Here is a 22,564-nt window from a genome sequence, read left to right as displayed (position 1 = left end):
TTGTTCCCTGTCCTCTTGCCCATGCCTGTGCGGCTTATTTTTTGCTGATAGGCTTCATGGCGCCCCGGCCATCCGATCCTGCTCGAACGCGTCCCATTCCCGGTCCAACGCGGCCAGCGCGGCCGCCTTTTCATCGGGCGGCATGAAGGAATAGGTCAGGCTGGCGCGCGAAGCCTGTTTGAGGTCGCGATAGGTCAGCCCCTGTTCGCGCACGGCGCGGACATATTCACCCGTCATGTCGCCGCGCAAAACGCCCGCATCATCGGTGCTCAGCACGAAAGGCACACCATGGCGGCGATAAAGCCCCAGCGGATGCGCTTCGCCTTTTACACCAAGGATCACATCATTGCTGGTCAGATTGATTTCCACTGCAATGCCTTCGCGGGCCATGCGCGCCATGGTGGCGGCGGCATTTTCCTCTCCGGCAATATCGACGCCGTGGCCGATGCGCTGGGCGCCCGCCGCAATGGCCTGCGCGATATGGTCGGTGCGATTGAGGGGCGGCACCTGCGTCGCGCCCAACTCGCCCGCGTGCAGCGTGCGATGAACGCGCGGATAGCGCGCCGCCAGAAAGCGGATCATCGCCATATGCAGCGGGTAATCACGCAGCGCCAGCGGATGATCCTCGGGCATGACGATGTTGATGCCGACATAGCGCGGATCATGGTCGGCCATCATGAAGGCGGCCACCAGCGAACGAAACACCATGCGCGGCGGCAGCGCCCGCAAGGCCTGAAACAGATAATGCACCCGCACCCGGCACCCGGCCTCGGCCTGCGGAGTCGCACATTGCAGGGCCTTGGCGGCGGCGGCCTCGTCGGCGCTCAATTCCGTGCTGGCCTGCGCCAGCAAAGGCTCGATCAAGGCGCGGTCGGCCTCAAAGGTGGCGGCAATATCGCCCTCGCCCATCGGCGCATCGCCCGCCGCCATGATCGCTTGCGAAAAGGCATTGGTATTGTGGTCCAGTTCCAGATAGCCCACCCGGTCGAGCGCGGCATGGCGGCGCACCGAGGCCAGCATCGGCGCGGTCGAGATAGCGGCAATCGGGGCGAAACGGGCAAAGGTCTGAAAGAATTGCGCATGGCCCGAACGCTCATTGCGCCCCACGCCCGCCTGCCAGCCGCGCGTCGAAAAACTGTCGACCAGCCGCGCATAGGCAGGCGATTCCTGCCCGTCGCGGCGCTCGATCCGGCGTTCGCTCGCGCAACCGCCCGGTGGCGGCGGCTCGACGCTCAAGCCATCGGCAGTGGCGCAAAAGCCCGCCTGCGCCGCCCAGAGCAGATAATCCTCCGCCCAGATCGCCCCCGACAGATGGTTATGTAGATCGCCGCCCTTGGGCATGGCGCGCAAAAACAGGCGTAATTCGGTCGGGCTTTGCGCCGCGCGCGCCATGATCCGCGCCACCGCCGCCTCGCGCCCCGGAGAGGAATTAGCGCGGGCGGCGGTGGTTCCGGCCAGAACCGCGTGAGGGAGGAGCGCAGCCCCGGCCAGCATGCAAAGACCCAAAGACCGGCGCATACGCAAGGTCGAGGCGCCCAACCGCCGCCTGCCACCGGAAATGTTCAAGATTGGTCCCCGTCAAAGGGTCCCCTGACCCCTTCGGCGGTGAATTTAGGGCTTGACCTGCAACAATCAAACGCAATGATCTAGACACAGCGTTGCAAAAATGAGCGCACCCCTCTGGAGCCAGCCTATGCCCGCCTTCTCTCGTTTCCTGCGCTATTTCATGGTGGTGGGCCGGACCGGCTCGATCCGCAAGGCGGCCGATGAATTGCACGTATCGGCCTCGGCCATCGACCGGCAAATCCTGAACGCCGAGGCTGAGATCGGCATGCCCCTGTTCGAACGCCTGCCATCGGGCCTGCGTCTGACGGCGGCGGGCGAGATCATGATGGCGGCGGGCGGCAACTGGCAGAAATCGCTGGCCGATGCGCGAGCGCGGATCGAGGATCTGCGCGGATTGAAACGCGGCCATGTCGAGATCGCCGTCATCCATGCGCTGACCAAGGGCTATATTCCACAGGTGCTTTGCGCGCTGCATCGGCGCTATCCGGGCATCACGGTGGCGCTGCGCATCCTGGATAGTGCGGCGATGCGCGATGCAGTGGCCGATGGCGATGTCGATTTCGGCATCGGTTTCGAACCGCAATCGATCCGCGATCTGACCGTGCGCGCCTTTGCCGAAGTGCCGCTGGGCTTTATCACCCTGCCGGGACACCCCGTTTCGCAATTGCCCCGCGCGCGTTTTTCGATGGCCGCCGATCTGCCCGTCATCCTGCCCGCGCGGCCTCTGGCGGTCCACGATCAGGTGGCCGTGCTGCAAGGCGCGGCGCAGGTGCCGCTTACCCGCATCTTCACCTCGGACAATATCCAGATGATCGCCAGCCTGGTGCAGGAAGGCGTCGGCGTTGGCGTGCTGTCATGGGTCGATGTGGCCAGCGAGGTGCGCGCCGGATCGCTGTGCTTCACCCCTCTGGCCGATCCTATCCTGAAGCCGCTGGTGCTGGCCATGACCACGGCCACCTCGCGCACGCTGTCCTATGCCGCCGATCTCGTGCTGGGCGAAATCCAGCAGGGATTTTCCGCGCTGGCCTATCAGCCATAGCGCATAGATCTAACCGGCACAGGCCGCGGCCAGCAGTTTCATCCGCATCTGGCCCAGATTGGGCAGATTGGCCTGCGCCAGCAGCGCGCTGTCGGCCGCGCCCACGATCCGGTCCTTGCCATAGCAATTGCTCAGATCGACCGTTTCCTGCGCCACCGCCCGGCCCAGTTTGAGCGAATGGAAACAGCGCACTGTGGGGCTGGCCGGATCGTCGGGATTCTGGTCCACCACCATGGCCAGCCGGTGCGAGGCCAGCAGCACGATCGAGCCCACCGGATAGACCCCCACCGCGACAATGAATTCGCGCAAGATGTCGGGATCAAAGGCCCCCGCATCACCCTGCATCTTTTCAATCACATAGGCCGGGTCCGATACGCTCTCGCCGTCAAACGGATTGGCCAGATCATCATAGGCATCGCAAATCGCCGCCATCCGGCCCAGCAGGCTGATCCCCTCGCCCGGCGCGCCTTCTGGATAGCCCGCGCCGTCCATCCGCTCGTGATGCTCATAGCAGGCGCGCACCACCGCCTCGTCGAACCCGCCCGTCGCCACGAAATCGCGTCCGAACAGCACATGCTCGCGCACCGCCCGCTCGGGCAAATCCCGCCAATCGCCCTGCCATCCATCAGGCACGGGCAGCAGCGCAATGCCGCTGTCCATCAGCAGGCCGACAAGGCCCGCATCATGCATTTGTTCGTGCGACAGCTTCATCTGCCGCCCCAGCGAGATCATCAGCGCCGTCGTCGCCAGCGCATGGCGAAACAGATATTCCATATCACGCTTGCACCGCATCAGCCCGTTAAAGGCATAGGGGTAACGCTGGACCGAGGCGAACACCGCTTCGACCACCGGAGCCACCACCTCGGGCTGGATCGCCTTGCCCAGCCGCGCCTCGATAAAGGCGCGCGAGATGACCTTGGCGCCCATGTCGGCCACCTGTTCGGCGCGGCCAAATTCGCGGGCCATGCTGCGCGAGGTCAGCGCGTTGGGCTGGCGCTGGGCGGCCTTCTGTTCCTCCAGCAGCATCTGACGCCGCCGCCGGGGCGTGAGGGGCGCCATAAACGCCACCGGTTCGCCATCCTCCACATCGCATCCGCGCTCCGTATCGATGATCACCGCGGCCACATCGCTGGCGCGCAGCCGGGCGAGTCGGTCCTCATCGGTCAGCAAAAAGCGCCCGCGCCAGAAGGGATGGCTGAACCAGTTGCCCTCCAGCTTGTGAATGAACATACCAAGTTGCGCTTTATGGGGATCGATCCGTTTGAGCATAGGGCCTGCATGGACTTTTTGTCTGAGTTTCGACGCGAGACCCTGCAACTGGCGGCAAATTTCTAAAATCCAAAGGGTCGGGATCTAGGCAAAATCCCTTGGGCGGCCCCGCAGAAAAAGAGCGTAAATCGGGCGGAATCGTTGCGGTTTTCGCCCAGAGCGCGGGCGGCGCTGGTTATCGCCGGTTTAAATTTCGCGCGGGCCTGATCGAGGGAAAAGGCAATGAATTTTTATTCATTTTTCCTATTGCAACGCATTCGCATTTGCTCAATAGGCTCTTGCAACTTAATCGCAATAAGGAAAACCCATGACCTCCGGCAGCAAACCTCTTCTGCTCGGCGCCGCATCGCTGATCGCACCGGCCATCGCCAATCCCGCGCTGGCCGCCGAAAAGACCCCCCAGCAGGCCGATCTGGGCAGCTTTGCCGTCACCGACACCGCCGTCACGGGCGGCACCTATAAGACCGAGCGCCAGTCCTCGCCCAAAGCAACCGCCGATCTGGTCGACACCCCCCGCTCGATCACGGTGGTGACGCGTCAGGTGCTGGAAGACACCTCCTCGACCACGCTGGCCGAGGCGCTGCGCACGGTGCCGGGCATCACGCTGGGCGCGGGCGAAGGCGGCAATCCGCTGGGCGACCGTCCTTTCCTGCGCGGCTCGGACAGCCAGAACTCAATCTATCTGGACGGCGTGCGCGATATTGCCGCCACCAGCCGCGAAACATTCGCGGTCGAAGCCATCGAAATCACCAAGGGTTCCGATGGCATCACCAATGGTTCGGGCAATGCCGGCGGTTCGATCAACATCGTGTCCAAGCGCCCGGAAAAGCGTCGCTTCATCAATGCCGACGCCTCCTATGGCACCAAGGATTACAAGCGCTTCACGCTGGACATCAACCAGCCGATCAGCGATTTCGTCGGCGCGCGCGTGGCCGCCATGTATCACGATCAGGGCGTGGCGGGCCGCGACTATGTGTGGCAGCGCCGCTGGGGCATCGCGCCCTCGCTGAAAATCGGCATGACCGGCCCCACCAGCCTGACGCTCGACTTCTATCACATGCAGTCGAGCGAGCTGCCCGATCAGGGCATTCCCTATACGCGCATCGCCTCCTCGCTGCCCGCCGGCTACACCGAAATCGCCCCGCTGGGCACCTCGGCCTTCACCACCGCCGGCGGCGGCACGGTCCAGCGCAGCCGCGGCACGTTCTACGGCCTGACCGACCGCGATTTCCGCACGACCAACACCGACGGCTTTGGCGCGCGGTTTGAAACGCAACTGGCCAAGGATCTGAAGCTGCGCAACACGCTGCGCTATACCAACACCGAGCAGAACTACCTCTGGACCCAGCCCGACGATTCGCGCGGCAACCTCTACACCTACGGCACGATCTCGCGCCGTTCCAACGCGCGCTACAGCACGCAGGACGGCCTGGTCGAACAGCTTGATCTGTCCGGCAAGTTCAACACCGGCGGCATCCAGCACTCGTTTGCCGCAGGCCTTGAATATAACTGGCAAAAGTCGGCCATCGGCAATTACTATGCCGACACCAGCGGCACCGCCATCGCCGCAGCCCAAGCCTGCGCCACCGCCAGCACCGGCAGCAACTATATCTGCACCAGCGCATCCAATCCCAACCCGCTCGATCCCTGGACCGGCAGTGTCGTCAAGGCGGGCACCGCCTCGATGACCTTTGCCGACTGGACGACGCTTTCGGCCTATGCGTTTGACACGATCACGCTGACCGACAAGCTGCTGCTCAACCTTGGCGGGCGCTATGACCGCTATCTGACCCATGCCAGCGCGGCCGTGGCCGCCCCCTTTACCGCCGCCCGCACGTGGCAGCGCCGGGTAGACAACCTGTTCACCTATCAGGCCGGTCTGGTTTACAAGCCCCGCCCGAACGGCAGCTTCTATATCAGCACCTCGACCTCGGCTGTCGCTCCGGGCACATTCCTGGCTCAGGGCACCGAAGACAATACGCTGACCACGGCGAACCTGGACCCCAACAGCCTCAAGGTGCAAAAGACCACCACCTATGAAGCGGGCACCAAGTGGAACCTGTTTGACGAGAACCTCTCGGTCTCGCTGGCGGTGTTCCAGACGCGCACCACCAATCTGCGCGTGACGAGCGACACGGGCGCGGCCACCTTCATCGGCGACAAGCGCGTGCGCGGCATCGAATTGGGCGTCAGCGGCAATGTCACCGACAAGTGGAGCCTGTTCGGCGGCTGGGCGCATATGCCCTCGGTGATGCTCAACAGCGGCTCGACGTTGGTCGGCGGGGTCTATGTCGCATCGGCCACCACCGGCAAGCGCGCGCCCAACACGCCGCTCGACAGCTTCACGCTCAACACCACCTATAAGGTCACGCCCAAGTTCACGATCGGCGGCGGCGCGATCTATATGTCCAAGGTCTATGGCGGCTACAGCTATGGCAGCACGGCCGCCACGGTGCGCGCGGTCTATGTGCCTTCCTACTGGCGCTTTGACGCCAATGCCTCGTATCAGTTGACCGATCATGTCGGCGTCAAGCTCTCGGCGCTCAACCTGACCAACAAACTGTATTACGATCAGGCCTATACCAGTCACTATGCCCATCAGGCGGCTGGCCGCACCCTGCTGGCCAGCCTGAGCCTGAAGTATTGAGCATGAGCCATTCCCCGCTATCGGTGGAAGAGTGGCGGGCGGTGCTGGCGGGGGAACCCGCCGGCGCCGCCGCTGCGCTGTTTGATGCAGCACAGGGCGGCGACCGCCTCGCCGCGCTGCATTACGGCCAGTGTCTGCTGGACGGGCACGGTGTGGACACCGATCCGCAGGGCGCGTTCCGCTGGTTCGTTCAGGCCGCCCAATCGGGTCTGGCCCCGGCGATGAACATGGTGGGCCGCTGTCTCGATCAGGGCTGGGGCGTGGATCAGACCCCCCACCTTGCCGCATCATGGTTTGCCGCCGCGGCCGACAAGGGCGATGTCTGGGGCCTCTACAATTACGCCACCGCGCTCACCCTTGGGCGCGGCGTCGAACAGGATTGCGCACACGCGCTGGAATTGTTCCGCCGCGCGGCCGCCATGGGCCATGCCAAGTCGCAAAACATGATCGGGTCGTTCCACGAGGATGGCTGGGAAGTTCCGGTCAATCTGAACATTGCCGCCTATCACTACGCCCGCGCGGCCGAGGGCGGCGATTTTCGCGGCTGCTTCAACCATGCCCGAATGGAAATAGCGCATGGGCGATTGGAAGTGGCGCAGCGCTGGCTTGCCGAGGCCGCGCGCCTTGGCCATGCCCGGTTCCGCCATCAGATGGCCCAATGGCTGAACGGGCGCGAGGAAGAAAGCCTGCGCCGGTTTGCCGACCAGATTTTATCGACGGACATGACCCCGGCATGAGCAAGAAGAAGAATGGCGCGGCCAAACAATGGTGGCAGCGCCAGTTCCACACATGGCACTGGATCAGCGCGGCGATCTCGCTGATCGGCATGCTGTTTTTCGCCATCACCGGGATCACGCTGAACCATGCGGGCGCCTTTTCCGCCCAACCGGTCGTGGTGGATCGCAATGGACAATTGTCGGCCGGAGCGCTGGTGCTGCTGCGCGCGCATCATGCCACCACCGGCCCCCTGCCCGCGCCCGTGGCCAGCGCGGTCGAGCAGGCCGTCCATATCGATGTTTCGGGCCGCGATGCCGAATGGGCCGAGGATGCGATCACGGTCAACCTGCCCCGTCCGGGCGGCGATGGCTTTGTTTCGATCAACCCGGCCGATGGCGCCATCACGGCGGAAATGACCGACCGTGGCCTGCTCTCGCTGGCCAACGATCTCCACAAGGGGCGCAATGCGGGCGGCCCCTGGGTGTGGTTCCTCGACATTTTCGCGGTGGCCTGCGTGGTCTTCACACTCACCGGCCTGCTGCTGCTGCAACTCCATTCCAAGCGTCGCCGTTCGACATGGCCGCTGGTGGGGCTGGGGCTGATTGCACCGCTGCTGCTTATCCATTTCCTTGTTCCTTAAAGGAAGATTTGATGAAACCCTCCTCCCTGCTTGCCCCCGTCCTGGCCTTGGCACCGGGCGTAGCAATGGCCGGTTCGATCTCGATCGACCTGCCGCGCCTGAACGTTGCCGAATATCATCGCCCCTATGTCGCCATCTGGGTCGAGGGCGCAGGCATCCAGCCGCGCACCGTCGCCATCTGGTATGACGCCGACCATCGCGGCGATCCGGGCACGAAATGGCTTTCCGACCTGCGCGGATGGTGGCGCGTGGCCGGGCGCAACATCGGCACGCCGCCCGCGGGCATTTCGGGCGCCACCCGCGCGCCGGGCCATCACACCATCCCCCTGCCCGCCGATCTCAAGCCCGGCGCCTATACGCTCAAGGTTGAAGCTGCGCGCGAGACCGGCGGCCGCGAACTGGTCAGCGTGCCCTTCACCATGGCCAAGACCGGCGGCAAGTCGGCTGGAACCGGCGAAATCGGCGCAGTCGCCGTCACCCTCCCCTGATCCCCCACCCTGCCCCCAAAACATCAAGGAGCCTCCCCATGGCCAAAAAGATGATTTTCAAGTCGCTTGCCCTGCTGGCGGGCGCTTCTGCCCTTGCGCTGCCGATGACGGCTTCGGCGCATCGCCAGTGGCTGCTGCCGGTCGCCACCAATTATTCGGACGAAGATCCCTGGGCCAGTATCGATGCCGCCGTGTCGAACGACCTGTTCTTCCCCGACCATTTCCCGATGCAACTGGCTCAGGTCAAGGTGACCGCGCCAGACGGCACGCCGGGCAAGATCGAGCATGGCGTCACCGCCCGCTATCGCAGCACTTTCGACGTTCACCTGACCCAACCGGGCACGTGGAAGATCGGCACCGAGGGCTTTAACGTGATGGGCAGCTTCAAGGTCGATGGCGTGGAAAAGCGCGTTGGCCGCCGCCCCGGTCCGCCCGCGGGCGCGATGGGTCCGGGGGGTCCCGGCGGTGAAGGCCGTGGCCCGAGTGGTCCGGCCGGTGAAGGACGCGGCCCCGGTGGTCCCGGTGAGGGTCGCGGGCCCGGTGGTCCGGGCGGCGCTCCGTTGGAAACCGTGGCGCTCGATGCCATTCCGGCCAATGCCACCGATCTGAAACTGACCGAAGCGATCAGCCGCAACGAGGTCTTCGTCACGCGCGGCGCGCCCACCACCACCCTGTTCAAGCCCACCGGCAAGGGGCTGGAATTCGATCCCGTCACCCATCCCGACGATCTGGTGTCGAACGAACCGGGCAAGTTCCGCTTCCTGATCGACGGCAAGCCCGCCAAGGGCCTCAAGCTGACGGTCATTCCGGGCGGCAAGCGCTATCGCGACGCCGAGGGCGGCTATGATGTCACCACCGATGCCAATGGCGTGGCCACGGTCAAGTGGACCGGCGCGGGCATGTATTGGATGACCGTGAGCGCCACCGACAACCACCCCGCCACCCCGCGCGCCACCGAGCGTCGGATGACCTATACCGCCACCGTCGAGGTGATGGCGCCCTGATGATGACGGGGGCGGGGATGGCGCAGGTGCGTGTCGCCCTGCCCTCGGTCATTGACGGCGATGCCCTGCGCGGACTGGACCCGAAGGCGCCCGTGGTGGCGCTTTCGGGTCAGACCATGGGCACGGTCTGGCGGGTTAGCGCGGTCTGGGCCGGCGATGATCTGCGCGGGACGATTGCCGCGCGGCTCGATGATCTGGTGCGCCAGATGAGCCATTGGCAGTCCGACAGTGAGCTTTGCCTTTTCAACAATTTACAAGGCGGCGAATGGGCCTCGCTCTCGCCCGATTTCGCCCATGTAATCGAGGCCTCGCTCGATCTGGCGCAGGCCAGCGGGGGCGCGTTCAGCCCGGCCATGGGGCGGCTGGTTGATCGCTGGGGCTTTGGTCCGTCCGGGCCTGTGGCCTTGCCGCCCGGTGATGATGAAGTGGCTGCGCTGCGCGCCCTTTGCGATGTTTCACGTCTGGCATGGGATGGTGCGGCAGGACGATTGCGCCAACCGGGCGAAGTGTCGCTTGATCTGTCGGGCATTGCCAAGGGCTACGGCGTCGATGCACTTGCCGCGATGCTGCGGGCGATGGGCGTGCGCCATGGGCTGGTCGAGGTAGGCGGCGAATTGTTCGGCTGGGGCGTGCAGAGCGATGGCCAGCCATGGTGGGTGGATCTGGAAAATCCGCTGGGCATGGCCCCAAATCCGACGAGCCTGGCTCCCTTGCGAATCGCACTGCATGGTCTGGCGGTGGCGACGTCGGGCACCTATGTTCGCGGCGGGCATAATCTTGATCCGGCCACCGGGCGTCCGGCGCATAATGGCGTGCTGGCGTGCAGCGTGATCCACCCCCAAGCGATGATCGCTGATGGCTGGGCCAGCGCGATGAGCGTGTTGGGGCCGGATCAGGGGCGGGAAATGGCGGATCGGCGGGGGCTGGCGGCGCGCTGGGTGATGGAAGACGGGGCCGAGGTGTTGAGCGCAGCGCTAAACGATATGATTGCGAATTAGATGCAATAAGCCTTGCCGGAGCAGCCTCCTTTTGCTAATCGTTAGCAATAGCGAGCATTAACGACCCTGCGAGGCATTCCATGTACGCCTTCCGAGTGACTGACGAAGCCGAGTTTTCCGTCCATTATGATGCGCGACTCAGCTTTGCTCCTGCGGCGGCGGTCAGCCTTGCTCCCAACACCCCCTTCATTCCCGGCGCCCGCTATGCCCAGCAATCGCAACGCCCGCGCGGAGGCGCGATGCTGGCTTCCGCGCTGGCGGTCGGCGCTTTGTTTTCCGCGATGGTGTGGATGAATGTCGCCCCCCATGCCAAGCGCGAACATCATGTCGTGACGATGGACCTGACCGCCCCGCCGCCGCCCTCGACGCCCGAGAGCAAGCCGGTGGCCAAGACGGTCGACATGCCGCAATTGCCGCAAGCCGTGGCCCAACCGCAGCCTGAAGCCCCCACCCCGCCGCTGGCCGTGGCGATTGCCGTGGGTCAGGAAGCGGCCGCGCAGCCCCCCGCGCCGCCTGCTCCTCCGGCCCCCGCCCCGGTGGCCGCCGCGCCCAAGGCGCCTGCGGGTCCGGCTGAGGTCGGTGATCTGGGCGCACGAATCCTCTCCTTCACCCCGCCGTCCTATCCGCTGGAGTCGCGGCGGAATATGGAGGAAGGCACGGTGACGCTGGGCCTGCTGGTCGGCACGGACGGGCGCGTGGCGGAAATCTCGGTCACGAACAGCAGCGGCTTCCCCCGCCTCGACAAGGCCGCGCTGGAGGCCGTGCGCAAATGGCGCTGGACCCCGATGATGCGCGGCGGCGAGGCGGTAATGCTGCGCGGTTTCCTGAAGATTCCTTTCGGGCTTAAGAAGTAAGAAATTCGACCATCTGCTGGCTCAGTTCCTTCTGGGTCACGCTGCTCATATGCGTGCCGGGGATTTCGGCATAGCGCGCATCGGGCAAGGTCTGGGCCAGACGCGGGGCGCTGCCGTTGTCCTGATCGATGGCGCCGCAGACCACCAGCGTCGGCATGGTGATCCCGGCCAGATCCGAAGGCGGCGTATCATCCACCGATTGCAGCAGCAATTGCGCGGCGCGCAGGTCGACCTTTTGCGCCTTCATGAATTGCTGGGCCACATAGGCCGGATCGCCATGCTTGATGGTGCCGTAACGCGCGATGGCGTCGAGGAAAAAGGCGCTGCGCCGCGCCCATCCTGCCAGCCCTTCCAGCCCCATGCCCGCAAGGATCAACCGGCGCGGCTCAAGGCCGGCCAGCACCGCGCGGGTGGCCGTGCGCGAACCGAGCGAGAAACCGCCCAGATCGAAGCCGCCCGGCTCCAGCCCCAATTCGCGCACCAGCATCAAGGCATCGGTGACCAGCACGTCCTCAGGATAGGCGGTGGCGTCATGGGGCGCCTCGCTCATGCCGTGGGCGCGCAGATCGGGCATGATGACCTCAAACCCGGCCTGCGCCAGACGCTCGGCATGGCCATATTTGACCCAGTTGATCGCCGCCGATGAAAACAGTCCGTGGAACAGCAGCAAAGGCCGCCCCGCACCCACACGGTGGAGCGCCAGCCGCGTTCCCGCCCAACCGCGAAAATAGCTGGTGGTGACTGTTTCGGGCATGACGACATCCTCTTCGGGCGAATGGGCAAGGAGATCGCGATAAGCGCGGAAAAGCCAAAGGGGCAAGCGGCTTGTGCCAGCCGATGCCTGAAAATATTCGTGGATCAAGGAAAGGCGCTCCAAAGGCGCGAAAGGAAACAGGGCGGGTAAAGCGCCCGCCCTGCATGATCTGTTGTCTGTTTCAGCAGCCCGTCAGCGAGGCACCGGGCACATAACGCGGGCCGAACATGGGCGAACAGACGCGTGCCGCGCTGGCGCGCTTCAGCCGGGCCGGGTCGATCTGGCCGCTCTTGGCAGTATCGGCGCGGTCAAAGGCGGTTTCCATGTAGGCGACGAAAGCTTCGCGGGTGACCTTGCCATCGGCATCGCGCGGCACATGGGGCAGGATTTCGGCCAGCGCAGCGTCACCGGCAGCAGCGGCATTGGCCTGCGTAGCGCCGGCAAGGGCCAGAACCACGGCGGCGAGGCCAAAACGGATATTCATAACTCCTCCTATGCGAAAGTCCCCACCCCCGCGCCGCGCGGCCTAGCTTTTCGGACAGGCGTCCGGTATGCGCAATTCTGCTCATGCTTTTATCGGGCAATTTCGGGCATTTCGTACAAAGCTGGAGCTGACTGCGCGAGCGGCTCGCCTCGTCGCGTGGAACCATCGCCTCGCCGGACTCTTCCTTGAACATGTACCATGTTCGAGAGGAGTAGACCCATGAAGACCCTTCACAGCACGCTGCTCGCCGCCACCATGTTGGCCGTGGCATGGAGCAGCCCCACCATGGCCGAGGGCAAGGCCGACCGCGCGAAAAAGGCCATCGCCGTGGCCGAAGCCAAGATCGGTGCGGCCGATACCGCCGGGGCCGACACGCTGCTGGCGGTGGATCAGGCCAAGGCCAAGCAGGCATTGGCCGATGCGCGCGAGGATCTGTCGGCAGGCCGCAAGGAAGAGGCCATCGAAACCGCCAATCATGCCGCAATGATCGCCGATGCCAACCTTGGTCAAGCCCAGCGCATGAAGGCCGAGCGCACCGCAGCCCGTGTCGAGGCGGCCAAGACCGATGCCGCCATTGCCCAGCAGCAGGCCAGCGAGGCATCTCAGCAGGCCGCAGCTCAACAGGTTGCGGCGGCCAATGAGCGCGCCGCCAGTGCCGAGCAAACCGCGCAGGCGGCCCAGCAGGATGCCGCAGCGGCCCGTGCCAGCGCTCAGGCCGCCATGGAGCAAAAGTCCGCAGTGGAAACCACAGTGACCACGCAGAATACGGGCCGGGTGGCCGCCAAGAAGGTGGTCAAGACGCGCGTGGCGAAAAAACCCGCCCACAGCGCCCATGTCGCCGGGCCTGTCGCCACCACGACCACCACAGTGACGCAACGGGTGAACTAAACTCGCAAATACAAAAGGGTGGGACAGGTTTTGCCTGCCCCACCCTTTTGCTTTGCCATCACTGGCGCGCCGATCAGCCCTTCTTGAGGTGGCGGCGGCCCAGCAGTTCGGCAATCTGCACCGCGTTCAGAGCCGCGCCCTTGCGCAGGTTGTCCGAAACGCACCACAGCGACAGGCCATTGTCGACCGTCGAGTCTTCACGCACGCGGCTGATGAAGGTGGCGAAATCGCCCACGCATTCGACCGGGGTGATATAACCACCGTTCTCGCGCTTATCGACCAGCATCACGCCAGGGGCTTCGCGCAGGATGTCCTGAGCTTCGGCCGCCGAGATTTCTTCCTCGAACTCGATGTTCAGAGCTTCAGAGTGGCCGATGAACACCGGCACGCGCACGCAGGTTGCCGTCAGCTTGATCTTGGGATCAAGGATCTTCTTGGTTTCGGCCACCATCTTCCATTCTTCCTTGGTGTAACCATCATCAAGGAAAACGTCGATATGCGGGATCACGTTGAAAGCGATCTGCTTGGTGAACTTCTTGGCCTCGACCGGATCGCCGACAAAGATCGCGCGGCTCTGTTCGAACAGCTCGTCCATGCCTTCCTTGCCCGCGCCCGACACCGACTGATAGGTGGCGACCACGACGCGCTTGATCTTCGCCTTGTCGTGCAGCGGCTTCAAGGCCACAACCATCTGCGCGGTCGAGCAGTTGGGGTTGGCGATGATGTTGCGCTTGGTATAGCCGTCGATGGCGTCCGGGTTAACCTCGGGCACGATCAGCGGAACGTCCGGGTCCATGCGATAGAGCGACGAGTTGTCGATCACCACGCAGCCCTGCGACGCGGCCTTGGGGGCATAGATCTTGGTCGGCGCCGAACCTGCGGCAAACAGGGCGATGTCCCAGCCGGTGAAGTCGAAATGTTCAATGTTCTGAACCTTCAGCTTCTTGCCGGTTTCGCCGAAATCGATCTCGGTGCCCTGCGAACGGGACGAAGCCACCGCCGCCAGCTCGTCGATGGGGAATTCACGCTCGGCAAGGATGTTGAGCATTTCGCGGCCCACATTGCCCGTGGCGCCAACGACGACAACCCGATAACCCATGTTACTCACTCCTGCGGCCCATAAAGGGACCTGTTTCACGCGGCCTGAGACGCAAAGCCGCATTACAACAACTGGCTAGAGAATTACGGCGGCGTCACTCCATGCCGTGCCAGGAAAGCGAAAATCGTGTTCCACAAATGAACGCTGACCTTGGGCCCGCCCACGCGGTGGGTATGGCCGGGATACAGCATCATTTCAAAAGGCGTTGCCTCGTTCTGCATCTTGGCGATCAGCGCCGAGGAATTTTCAAACACCACATTGTCATCCGAAAGCCCATGGATCAGCAAAAGCGGATCGCGGATCGCATCGGATTTATCGATGGCGTTCGAAGCCTTGTAAGCCTCCGGAACCTTGCGTGGGTCGCCCATATAGCGCTCGGTATAATGGGTGTCATAAAGCTCCCACTTGGTCACCGGCGCGCCGGAGATCCCGGCCGCAAAGGCGCCGGGATGCGCCTCCAGCATCTTGAGCGTCATATAGCCGCCATAGGACCAGCCATAGGTGGCGATCTTCCCGGCATCCACAAAGGGCAGGCTCTTGAGGTAATCGGCCCCGGCGATCTGGTCGGCCACTTCCACCGTGCCCATCGCCTGCCAGATCTGGCTCTCGTAATCGACGCCCCGGTTGGCGCTGCCCCGGTTGTCGATCTCGAAATAGATATAGCCCTTGGCCACGATCGCCTGCGCCAAAGCGCCCGACCAGCCCTTGTTGACCACCTGCACATGCGGGCCGCCGTAATGTTCAAAGAACACCGGATAGCGCTTGCCCGGCTCCATGACCGGCGTGATCATCTTCCAGTGCAGGTCGCTGCCGTCCTGCGCCTTGATCGTGCCGAAACTGGGCGCGCGGTGGGCGGCAAGGAAGGGCGCGTAGGGATGGCCGGCATCCACGCGGTTTTCCTCAACCCATGCCAGGCGCTTGCCCGTGCCATCGGCCAGATAGGTCTGCGCAGGCTGGTTCTGGGCGCTGCGCGTTACCACAAGGGTCTGGCCGCTGCGGTCCATGGTCGCGCTGTTCATGAAGGCCGGATCGGTCAGGCGCTTCGGCTCGCCGGGATGGGCGTAATCCAGCGCATAAACCTGATGGGCCAGCACATCGTCCTTGGTGGCGGTGAAAAAGACCTTGCCACCCTTTTCATCCACCCCGTCGAGCGAGGTGACCACCCAGCGCCCATGCGTCAATTGCCGCCATTGGCCATTGGCCAGACGATAGAGATGGCCGAAACCATCGCGCTCGCTCCACCAGATCAGGCTGCCGTCGCGCAGGAAGCGGTAATTGTCGGTCAGGTTGATCCAGCTCTTGGGGCGCGCGGTCTCGCTGAACAGGACCTCTGAATGCCCCGTGGCCGGATTGACCCGCAGCATGTCGAGGCGGGTCTGCGCCCGGTCCTCGCGCTGAACATAGAGCGTCTTGCCATCGGGCGCCCAATCGACGCGGGCCAGATAGATATCCGGTTCCGTGCCAAGATCGACCTTGACCGGAGCCCCGCCATCCGGGCTGACGACATAGAGCGAGACTTCGGCATTGGGCGTTCCCGCCGCCGGATAGCGCTGGTCGAAAGTCTTGGTGCCGGTTGCGCCAATGGCCGCGCGGGTGACGATGCCGACATGGGCTTCGTCGAAACGCTGCACCGCCACATGCTTGTCATCGCCAGACCACCATGCGCCGGTCAGGCGGGCCATTTCCTCTTGGGCGACAAATTCCGCCTCGCCCCAATGGACGGTCTGGCTGGCTTCCACCGGCGTGATCGCGCGCGGGGCGCCGCCACCCACCGGCACCACCCACAGGCGGCGCTCGCGGACAAAGGAAACGAAGCCGCCCTTGGGGCTGAGACGCGGGTTGAGCGCATCGGCCCCCGCCCCTTCAACCTTGCGCACCGAGCCATCAAGCCCGGCCAGCAGCAATTCGCCATCAAGCGGCACCAGCACACTCTTGCCATCGGCCGCCCAGCTATAGGTGACGATGCCCTTGAGATCGCCGATGCGCTGGCGCTCGCGCTGCATCTTTTCCGCCTCGGACAAGGCGCGGCCCGAGGACAGCTTTTCCGAATCGACCAGCATCTGCCATTGCCCGCTCTGGCGGTCATAGCCCCACAGGTCATAGCGCTCGCGGTCATCGGCGCGGTTGCGCAAGAGCGTCAGGTATCGGCCATCAGGCGACAGCTTGACCCCGCGCGGCGCAGGCCCGTTGAGCGAAGGGCTGGCAAACACCCGCTCGAAAGACAGCGTGGCCAAAGCAGGCGCGCTCACGGCACTGTTCATAGCCGCCCCCTGCGCAAAGGCGAAGGGCGCAGGCGCGAACACGGCTGCGGCAAGCAGGAGAGCGGGAAAGCGCATGGCAAGGAAGGATACCTGTCAGAGCAAGGATGAATGGCGCGCAAGCAAAAGGGCGCCCCGGCTGTCTTGGCCGAGGCGCCCTTGTCACGGTGTTCCGCTGGTTGGCTGGGGAACTTTTGTTCCGGCTCAGCCTTCCGCGCGGGTGTCGCGGCGCTCGGCGATACGTGCGCGTTTGCCGGTGCGGCCGCGCAGATAGTACAGCTTCGCACGACGCACGACACCACGGCGAACCACGGTAATCGATTCGATGTTGGGCGAGTAGAGCGGGAATACACGCTCCACGCCTTCGCCGAACGACATCTTGCGCACGGTGAAGTTCGAGTTGATGCCGCGGTTCGAGCGAGCGATCACCACGCCTTCATAGGCCTGAACGCGGGTGCGTTCGCCTTCGATAACCTTCACGCCCACGCGCAGCGTGTCGCCAGCGCGGAATTCCGGAATTTCCTTGCCCGTAGCCGAAAGCGCCTTGGCGATTTCTTCGGCTTCGATCTGCTGAATCAGGTTCATTGACCCAAATCCTTCGTTTTGCGCCGCGCGCCAGAGGCAGACTGACCCGAAGCACCACCGTAGCGCTCCCAAAGGTCGGGCCTGCGTGACCGAGTATCCTCGCGCGCCTGTTGTTTCCGCCAGGCGTCGATTTTTCCATGATCCCCCGATCGCAGCACTTCAGGGATCAATCGTCCTTCCCAATCATTGGGTCGGGTATAGTGCGGATATTCGAGCAATCCGTTTTCGAACGACTCATCATCCCCACTAGAGGCCGCGCCCATTACGCCGGGAAGCAGCCGAATGCAAGCGTCCAGAAGCATAATTGCCGCCGGTTCGCCGCCCGAGAGGATAATATCGCCGATCGAGACCTCCTCGACATCGCGCCCGGCGAAAATCCGCTCGTCAAACCCTTCAAAACGGCCGCAAAGCACGATCACCCCCGGCCCGGTCGCCAGTTCGCGCACGCGCTCCTGCGTCAAAGGCTTGCCGCGCGGGGTCATGGCGATCACCGGGCGGCCCATCGGGCCTGCGCCGCGCGCATGGTCAATCGCACGGGCCAGCACATCGACTTTCAGCACCATCCCGGCCCCGCCGCCCGCGGGCGTGTCGTCCACGGTGCGGTGCTTGTCCTGCGCAAAATCGCGGATCTGAACGGCGTCAATGTCCCACTTGCCCTCTTCGCGTGCGCGGCCGGCAAGGCTGACCCCCAGCGGGCCGGGGAACATATCAGGATAAAGCGTCAGGACAGTGGCGGAAAAGGTCATCGCGCCCCCATGCCCCCTGCGCGGCCCGACCGCAAGGGGGCATCCGGGCTAACCCCGCCCCATCCGCAACCGATGCAGCGCCTCATAAGGCGTGCCGGCCAGAACCTCGGTGCCGAACAGAGCGACAGCCATTTGCGCCTCCTCCATCTGGCGCCCTCGGCGCAGATTGCGCGCATCGCGCCGCGCCCGCGCCAGAACCCGGCTCCCGCCCCGCGTCCGCCGGTCAATGGTGGCGCAACGCATTATCCCCCCCACCAATGCCGCCAGCAGCAGCCAGCCCAGATACGGCACCGGCTGACGATGCAGCAAAGCGATCTCCCAGCGCACAGCGCCAAAGATCAGCACCAGCACATAAGGCAGGCAGGCCCAGCCCCGGATACGCCACCAATCCGCCCGATCCACCCACAGCCCCCGCGCAATCAACCGCAGTTCAACCCAATGGATCGCGCCCCACAGGCTGGCCATCAGCATGGCCCAGTCGGTGCCCGGCGGCAGGCCCAGCACCGTCACCTCGGCGCGGCTGAGGCCCGCCGTGGGACGCAGGGGTTCGAAATGGCTTTCGTCGCGCAAGGCCAGATGGCCCGCCTGCATCAAAGTGACCACCAGAGTTTCAGCATAGCGCGTGGCCCCGCCCGAAAGGCAGGCAAGTTCAAAAGGTTGATGCAGAACCACCGTCCGGCCATCGGGGCGCAGCCAATGCGGCAGCACCCACGCTATGCCCGCCGCCGCCAGCAGCAAAACCGCATAGACCGCGAGAAACTGTTCCCCGCTTAATTGCAACGGGTCCAGCCCCGCCATGATCCTCTCCTCATCTGCCATCCGGCGACGAAGACCCCGCGCGTCTTTAACCTTCAAGCGGGCGAGGTACAATCACGGCTTTGCAAAAACGGACAAAAATCAGACGAAGTGTTAACCACCGCGGTACGCCCGGTCCTTATTCAAAGGTTCTTGTCAGACGAGTGATGCTGACCGGCAACCCTTTGCGCCGCATCATCCACCAGGCAACACCCGCGCCCGCCTGCCAAAGGCCCATCGCCGAGCCAAGCGTCGGCCCCAAAAAAAGCCAGTTCGCCATTTCGGCAGGATCAAACCAGCCATGCGCCACGAAAGCGATCAGAACGAAAAGGACTATGAAGAGCGCAGGCAGCGCCACAAGATTGGCAATCAGGGTTCGCGACCAGCGCAAACGACGGCGCGCGATGCGAAGAGCCCATAATCCCTGCACCCAAAAGACCAAAAAGACGATGGCAAGGATGAACGCTCCGACGAGCATGTCCTAGCCCTGCGCGTAAGCATCCTCGATCAGCACCCGCGTCTCGTCCCATTCGGGCACGGCCTCGGCGCGCATGGGCACCATGAAGCGGTGGCTCTTGCCATCTTCGCCCGCGGGCGCTTCGATTTCCAGAATGTCGCCCGCGCCGAAATTATCGACCGCGACAACCGTACCCAGCGTCGCACCCGTGGTGGAATGGGCCGCCAGACCAAGCAAGTCGGCGTGATAATACTCACCCGGTGCCAGAGGTGGCATGGCCGAGCGGGGGACCGTCAACGCCGTCCCGCGCAATTTTTCCGCCGCCGTTCGATCAGAGACTTCGGCAAAGCGGGCAAAAGCGCCCCCCTTGCCGTCATCCTTGATCGATTTCAGCGTCAGCGCGCCATTGTTGAAGGTGCGGTAGCTTTTCAGGGCCGCCACACCTTCACCAAACAGCTTGAGACGAACCTCGCCCGTGATGCCATGCGCCGCCGCAACAGCGGCCATTGTCACGGGCCGGCTCATTATTCAGCAGCAGCCGCTTCAGCAGCTTCAGCGGCCTTCTTGGCCTTGTCTTCGGCGCGTTCCTTGGCCTTCTTGCCGGGGACGCCAGCGTTGGGGTTGTAGGTCGCCTTGCGTTCCTTGACGCCGGCCTTGTCCAGCAGACGGGCAACGCGGTCGGTCGGCTGCGCGCCAACGCCCAGCCAGTACTTCACGCGGTCTTCGACCAGACGCACGCGGTTTTCATCGTCCTTGGCCAGCAGCGGGTTGTAGGTGCCAACCTGCTCCAGGAACTTGCCGTCGCGCGGGGCGGTCGAGTTGGCGATAACGATCTTGTAGTAAGGGCGCTTCTTAGAACCGCCACGCGACAGACGCAGAGAAACCGACATTTTCGTACCTTTCCAATAAATTCGTATTATTTCTTGAGAAATTTTGTGAGATCCGGGCCACCAGCACCAAGACCAGGCAACCCGCCGGCGCCGGGGCCGCCAAGGCCACCCATGCCGCCCGGAAGGCCACCGCCGCCCATCCCGCCAAGAGCGCCGCCAAGGCCACCCTTGCCGAACAAAGCGGCAAGGCCCTTGAGCCCGCCCATCTTCTTGATCTGCTTCATCGCTTTTTCCATCTCCTGATGCATTTTCAGGAGCTTGTTGACTTCCTGCACCTGCGTGCCGGAGCCATTGGCGATGCGGATTTTGCGCTTGGCGTTCAGCAATTCGGGGCGCGCGCGCTCCTTGGGGGTCATCGAACCGATGATCGCATCCATGCGCAGCAGCGTGCGGTCATTCATCCCGCTGTTGGCCATCGCGGCCTGCGCCTTCTTCATGCCGGGCAGCATGCCCGCCAGCGTGCCAAGGCCGCCCATCTTCTGCATCTGGCGCAACTGGCTGCGCAGGTCGTTCATATCGAACTGACCCTTGGCCATGCGCTCGGCCAGCTTTTCGGCGTCCTCGGCATCAACCGCCTGCGCGGCCTTTTCCACCAGACTGACGATATCGCCCATGCCCAGAATACGGCCCGCCACGCGGCCCGGATTGAACACTTCAATCTGGTCGAGCTTTTCGCCCATACCGGCAAATTTGATCGGCTTGCCCGTGACCGCGCGCATCGAGAGCGCCGCACCGCCGCGCGCATCGCCATCCATACGGGTGAGGATCACACCCGTCAGATCGACTTCGCCCGCAAAGCTTTGCGCAACGTTCACCGCGTCCTGACCGGTCAACGAATCGACGACCAGCAGCGTTTCCTTCGGGGTCGAGATGGCGGCAACCGCCTTCATCTCTTCCATCAGCGCCGCATCGACGTGCAGACGGCCCGCCGTGTCCAGCAGCAGCACGTCGACAGCCTGAAGCTTGGCCGAATTGATCGCGCGTTCGGCAATCGCCGTCGGCATCTGGCCCGAAATGATCGGCAGCGTAGAAACGCCCACCTGCGTGCCCAGAACGGCCAGCTGTTCCTGCGCGGCGGGGCGGTTGACGTCGAGCGACGCCATCAACACCTTCTTGCCGTGCTTTTCCTTCAGCAGCTTGCCAAGCTTGGCCGTGCTGGTGGTCTTGCCCGACCCTTGCAGGCCGACCATCATGATAACCACCGGCGGCGCGGCATTCAGATCGAGACCGGGGACATCCTGCCCGCCCAGCATCTCAACCAGCGCATCATTAACGATCTTAACGACCTGCTGACCCGGCGTGACCGACTTGAGCACATTTTGCCCAACGGCCTTCTCGGTCACTTCGTCAATAAAGCGGCGCACCACCGGCAGGGCCACGTCGGCTTCGAGCAGAGCAATGCGCACTTCGCGCATTGCATCGCGCACATCCTGTTCCTTGAGCGCACCGCGCCCCTTCAGCCGATCAAAGACCGAGCCAAGGCGATCAGACAGAGCGTCGAACATCAGCCAACCCCAACAGCGGCGCAAAATTACGCCAAAAACGCCGATGGGCCAAACCTGGCCGATCAGCGCACATTCCCATCAAGCGAAAAACGCCGGCGGACGTAAATTCGTCGGCCAGCGTAACGCTCAATGAAGCGATACTTTCCCTTTGGTGGAGCCTAGCGGGATCGAACCGCTGACCTCCTGCATGCCATGCAGGCGCTCTCCCAGCTGAGCTAAGGCCCCTAACCAATGGGCATATGTTTGAATGGTGGAGCCTAGCGGGATCGAACCGCTGACCTCCTGCATGCCATGCAGGCGCTCTCCCAGCTGAGCTAAGGCCCCATTCATTCAATAAGCTAGGCATCCCTGGGTGGTTTGCTTCGCTTCCGCCTCGTCGGCGGGCCGCCCCACTAGGACGACCCCGGAACCTTGGCAAGAACTTTTTTCAAGAAATTTCATTTTTCTGAAAAATGCCTCGCCTCGGTTCCCGACAAAGCCTTACACCTCGTCGGGCTCTTCATCATGGCCCGACACGCCCAGGTCGTCATCGCCGCCCAGGTCGACATCATTGTCCGGCGAATCGCCGTCATCATCGATGTCCAGATCCTCATCGGCCAGATCGCCGTCGGCCACCTCATCGGCGTCCTTCTTCTGGATTTCCTCAAAGGGAATCGGCTGCTTGCTCTTGAGAACTGGTTCAGGAACCCAGGCATAGCCGCATTCGATGCAAGTGACGGGATCGTCCTTGCCCAGATCGTAAAAGCGGGTGCCGCACTTCGGGCAGCCATGCTTGGCGCCCCATTCTGGCTTGACCATGCTATTCCTCATGTCTGCCCCAGCCAAAGCGGCGGGCGGTATCCATTGCTATGCGTAACTGGCGCGTGGGGCCATTTGACTGG

At 63.8% G+C, this 22,564-nt stretch carries 23 protein-coding genes, 2 tRNA genes and 1 pseudogene; 10 read left to right on the top strand and 16 right to left on the bottom strand.

Annotated features, from left to right (window positions below):
- Positions 1-54: 54 nt before the first annotated feature.
- On the bottom strand, positions 55-1,494 hold the full coding sequence (locus FHW96_RS13810) for an adenosine deaminase (protein ID WP_172341160.1): 1,440 nt from the start codon (positions 1,492-1,494) through the stop codon (positions 55-57).
- A gap of 172 nt (positions 1,495-1,666) precedes the next feature.
- Between FHW96_RS13810 and FHW96_RS13805 the strand changes: the two genes are divergently transcribed.
- The gene (locus tag FHW96_RS13805) at positions 1,667-2,605 is read left to right on the top strand and encodes a LysR family transcriptional regulator (protein WP_371815717.1); all 939 of its coding nucleotides are present in this window, start codon (positions 1,667-1,669) and stop codon (positions 2,603-2,605) included.
- Between the two features lie 9 nt (positions 2,606-2,614).
- On the opposite strand, the gene FHW96_RS13800 is transcribed toward FHW96_RS13805, so the two are convergent.
- The gene (locus tag FHW96_RS13800) at positions 2,615-3,874 is read right to left on the bottom strand and encodes an HD-GYP domain-containing protein (protein ID WP_256432858.1); all 1,260 of its coding nucleotides are present in this window, start codon (positions 3,872-3,874) and stop codon (positions 2,615-2,617) included.
- Positions 3,875-3,972: 98 nt separating this feature from the next.
- Here FHW96_RS13800 and FHW96_RS13795 point away from each other — a divergent pair, with 98 nt between their 5' ends.
- The 8 genes from FHW96_RS13795 to FHW96_RS26750 all read left to right on the top strand — a co-directional run bounded on the left by FHW96_RS13795 (position 3,973) and on the right by FHW96_RS26750 (position 11,222).
- Complete coding sequence (locus FHW96_RS13795; protein ID WP_172341158.1) at positions 3,973-4,185, top strand: hypothetical protein; 213 nt, start codon at positions 3,973-3,975, stop codon at positions 4,183-4,185.
- Positions 4,182-6,521 (top strand): TonB-dependent siderophore receptor, encoded by a 2,340-nt coding sequence (locus FHW96_RS13790; RefSeq protein WP_172341157.1) that lies wholly within the window; start codon positions 4,182-4,184, stop codon positions 6,519-6,521. Before FHW96_RS13795 ends, FHW96_RS13790 begins: the two co-directional genes overlap by 4 nt.
- A gap of 2 nt (positions 6,522-6,523) precedes the next feature.
- Positions 6,524-7,258: a tetratricopeptide repeat protein gene (locus FHW96_RS13785; RefSeq protein ID WP_172341156.1), complete on the top strand. Its 735-nt coding sequence runs from the start codon at positions 6,524-6,526 to the stop codon at positions 7,256-7,258.
- Positions 7,255-7,878, top strand: coding sequence for a PepSY-associated TM helix domain-containing protein (locus FHW96_RS13780; protein WP_172341155.1), 624 nt, complete (start codon positions 7,255-7,257; stop codon positions 7,876-7,878). The genes FHW96_RS13785 and FHW96_RS13780 overlap by 4 nt, the downstream gene beginning before the upstream one ends.
- An 11-nt stretch (positions 7,879-7,889) precedes the next feature.
- Positions 7,890-8,366 (top strand): DUF2271 domain-containing protein, encoded by a 477-nt coding sequence (locus FHW96_RS13775; protein ID WP_172341154.1) that lies wholly within the window; start codon positions 7,890-7,892, stop codon positions 8,364-8,366.
- A 38-nt stretch (positions 8,367-8,404) separates the two neighbouring features.
- Positions 8,405-9,370, top strand: a complete 966-nt coding sequence (locus FHW96_RS13770; protein ID WP_253950953.1) for a DUF4198 domain-containing protein — start codon at positions 8,405-8,407, stop codon at positions 9,368-9,370.
- Positions 9,370-10,368: an FAD:protein FMN transferase gene (locus FHW96_RS13765; protein ID WP_253950952.1), complete on the top strand. Its 999-nt coding sequence runs from the start codon at positions 9,370-9,372 to the stop codon at positions 10,366-10,368. The genes FHW96_RS13770 and FHW96_RS13765 overlap by 1 nt, the downstream gene beginning before the upstream one ends.
- Before the next feature lie 95 nt (positions 10,369-10,463).
- Positions 10,464-11,222: an energy transducer TonB gene (locus FHW96_RS26750; RefSeq protein ID WP_172341153.1), complete on the top strand. Its 759-nt coding sequence runs from the start codon at positions 10,464-10,466 to the stop codon at positions 11,220-11,222.
- Here FHW96_RS26750 and FHW96_RS13755 read toward each other — a convergent pair.
- Positions 11,212-11,976: an alpha/beta fold hydrolase gene (locus tag FHW96_RS13755; RefSeq protein WP_172341152.1), complete on the bottom strand. Its 765-nt coding sequence runs from the start codon at positions 11,974-11,976 to the stop codon at positions 11,212-11,214. The genes FHW96_RS26750 and FHW96_RS13755 overlap by 11 nt on opposite strands.
- Positions 11,977-12,157: 181 nt before the next feature.
- Positions 12,158-12,460 (bottom strand): hypothetical protein, encoded by a 303-nt coding sequence (locus FHW96_RS13750; protein ID WP_172341151.1) that lies wholly within the window; start codon positions 12,458-12,460, stop codon positions 12,158-12,160.
- A 219-nt stretch (positions 12,461-12,679) separates the two neighbouring features.
- Here FHW96_RS13750 and FHW96_RS13745 point away from each other — a divergent pair, with 219 nt between their 5' ends.
- Positions 12,680-13,348: a hypothetical protein gene (locus FHW96_RS13745; protein WP_172341150.1), complete on the top strand. Its 669-nt coding sequence runs from the start codon at positions 12,680-12,682 to the stop codon at positions 13,346-13,348.
- Positions 13,349-13,421: 73 nt separating this feature from the next.
- Here the strand turns inward: FHW96_RS13745 and FHW96_RS13740 are convergent, their stop codons facing one another.
- The 12 genes and pseudogenes from FHW96_RS13740 to FHW96_RS13685 all read right to left on the bottom strand — a co-directional run bounded on the left by FHW96_RS13740 (position 13,422) and on the right by FHW96_RS13685 (position 22,481).
- On the bottom strand, positions 13,422-14,447 hold the full coding sequence (locus tag FHW96_RS13740) for an aspartate-semialdehyde dehydrogenase (RefSeq protein ID WP_172341149.1): 1,026 nt from the start codon (positions 14,445-14,447) through the stop codon (positions 13,422-13,424).
- A gap of 83 nt (positions 14,448-14,530) precedes the next feature.
- Positions 14,531-16,783, bottom strand: a complete 2,253-nt coding sequence (locus FHW96_RS13735; protein WP_172341148.1) for a DPP IV N-terminal domain-containing protein — start codon at positions 16,781-16,783, stop codon at positions 14,531-14,533.
- Positions 16,784-16,909: 126 nt separating this feature from the next.
- Positions 16,910-17,290: a 50S ribosomal protein L19 gene (rplS, locus tag FHW96_RS13730; protein ID WP_172341147.1), complete on the bottom strand. Its 381-nt coding sequence runs from the start codon at positions 17,288-17,290 to the stop codon at positions 16,910-16,912.
- Positions 17,287-18,036: a tRNA (guanosine(37)-N1)-methyltransferase TrmD gene (trmD, locus tag FHW96_RS13725; protein ID WP_172341146.1), complete on the bottom strand. Its 750-nt coding sequence runs from the start codon at positions 18,034-18,036 to the stop codon at positions 17,287-17,289. The genes rplS and trmD overlap by 4 nt, the downstream gene beginning before the upstream one ends.
- A 48-nt stretch (positions 18,037-18,084) precedes the next feature.
- Positions 18,085-18,855, bottom strand: a complete 771-nt coding sequence (locus tag FHW96_RS13720) for a TIGR04222 domain-containing membrane protein (protein ID WP_172341145.1) — start codon at positions 18,853-18,855, stop codon at positions 18,085-18,087.
- A gap of 115 nt (positions 18,856-18,970) precedes the next feature.
- Entirely contained in the window at positions 18,971-19,309 is a 339-nt protein-coding gene (locus FHW96_RS13715; RefSeq protein ID WP_172341144.1) for a hypothetical protein, read from the bottom strand.
- A gap of 3 nt (positions 19,310-19,312) precedes the next feature.
- Positions 19,313-19,795 (bottom strand): ribosome maturation factor RimM, encoded by a 483-nt coding sequence (gene rimM / locus FHW96_RS13710; RefSeq protein ID WP_371815721.1) that lies wholly within the window; start codon positions 19,793-19,795, stop codon positions 19,313-19,315.
- 23 nt (positions 19,796-19,818) lie between these two features.
- A pseudogene (gene rpsP, locus FHW96_RS13705) lies at positions 19,819-20,178 on the bottom strand (30S ribosomal protein S16); the annotation flags it as partial.
- Between the two features lie 26 nt (positions 20,179-20,204).
- Positions 20,205-21,683 carry a signal recognition particle protein gene (ffh, locus tag FHW96_RS13700; protein ID WP_172341141.1) on the bottom strand — a complete coding sequence of 493 codons (1,479 nt, stop codon included), beginning with the start codon at positions 21,681-21,683 and terminating at the stop codon, positions 20,205-20,207.
- A 149-nt stretch (positions 21,684-21,832) separates the two neighbouring features.
- Positions 21,833-21,908 (bottom strand) — tRNA-Ala (locus FHW96_RS13695).
- A 23-nt stretch (positions 21,909-21,931) separates the two neighbouring features.
- Positions 21,932-22,007: transfer RNA gene (locus FHW96_RS13690), tRNA-Ala, on the bottom strand.
- A 156-nt stretch (positions 22,008-22,163) separates the two neighbouring features.
- On the bottom strand, positions 22,164-22,481 hold the full coding sequence (locus tag FHW96_RS13685; protein WP_168603665.1) for an FYDLN acid domain-containing protein: 318 nt from the start codon (positions 22,479-22,481) through the stop codon (positions 22,164-22,166).
- Positions 22,482-22,564: the final 83 nt, after the last annotated feature.

This window comes from Novosphingobium sp. SG751A, assembly GCF_013149295.1.
GTDB lineage: Bacteria > Pseudomonadota > Alphaproteobacteria > Sphingomonadales > Sphingomonadaceae > Novosphingobium.
The sequence above is the reverse complement of the archived record's forward strand: the minus strand, read 5'-3'. Positions and strand labels throughout refer to the sequence as shown.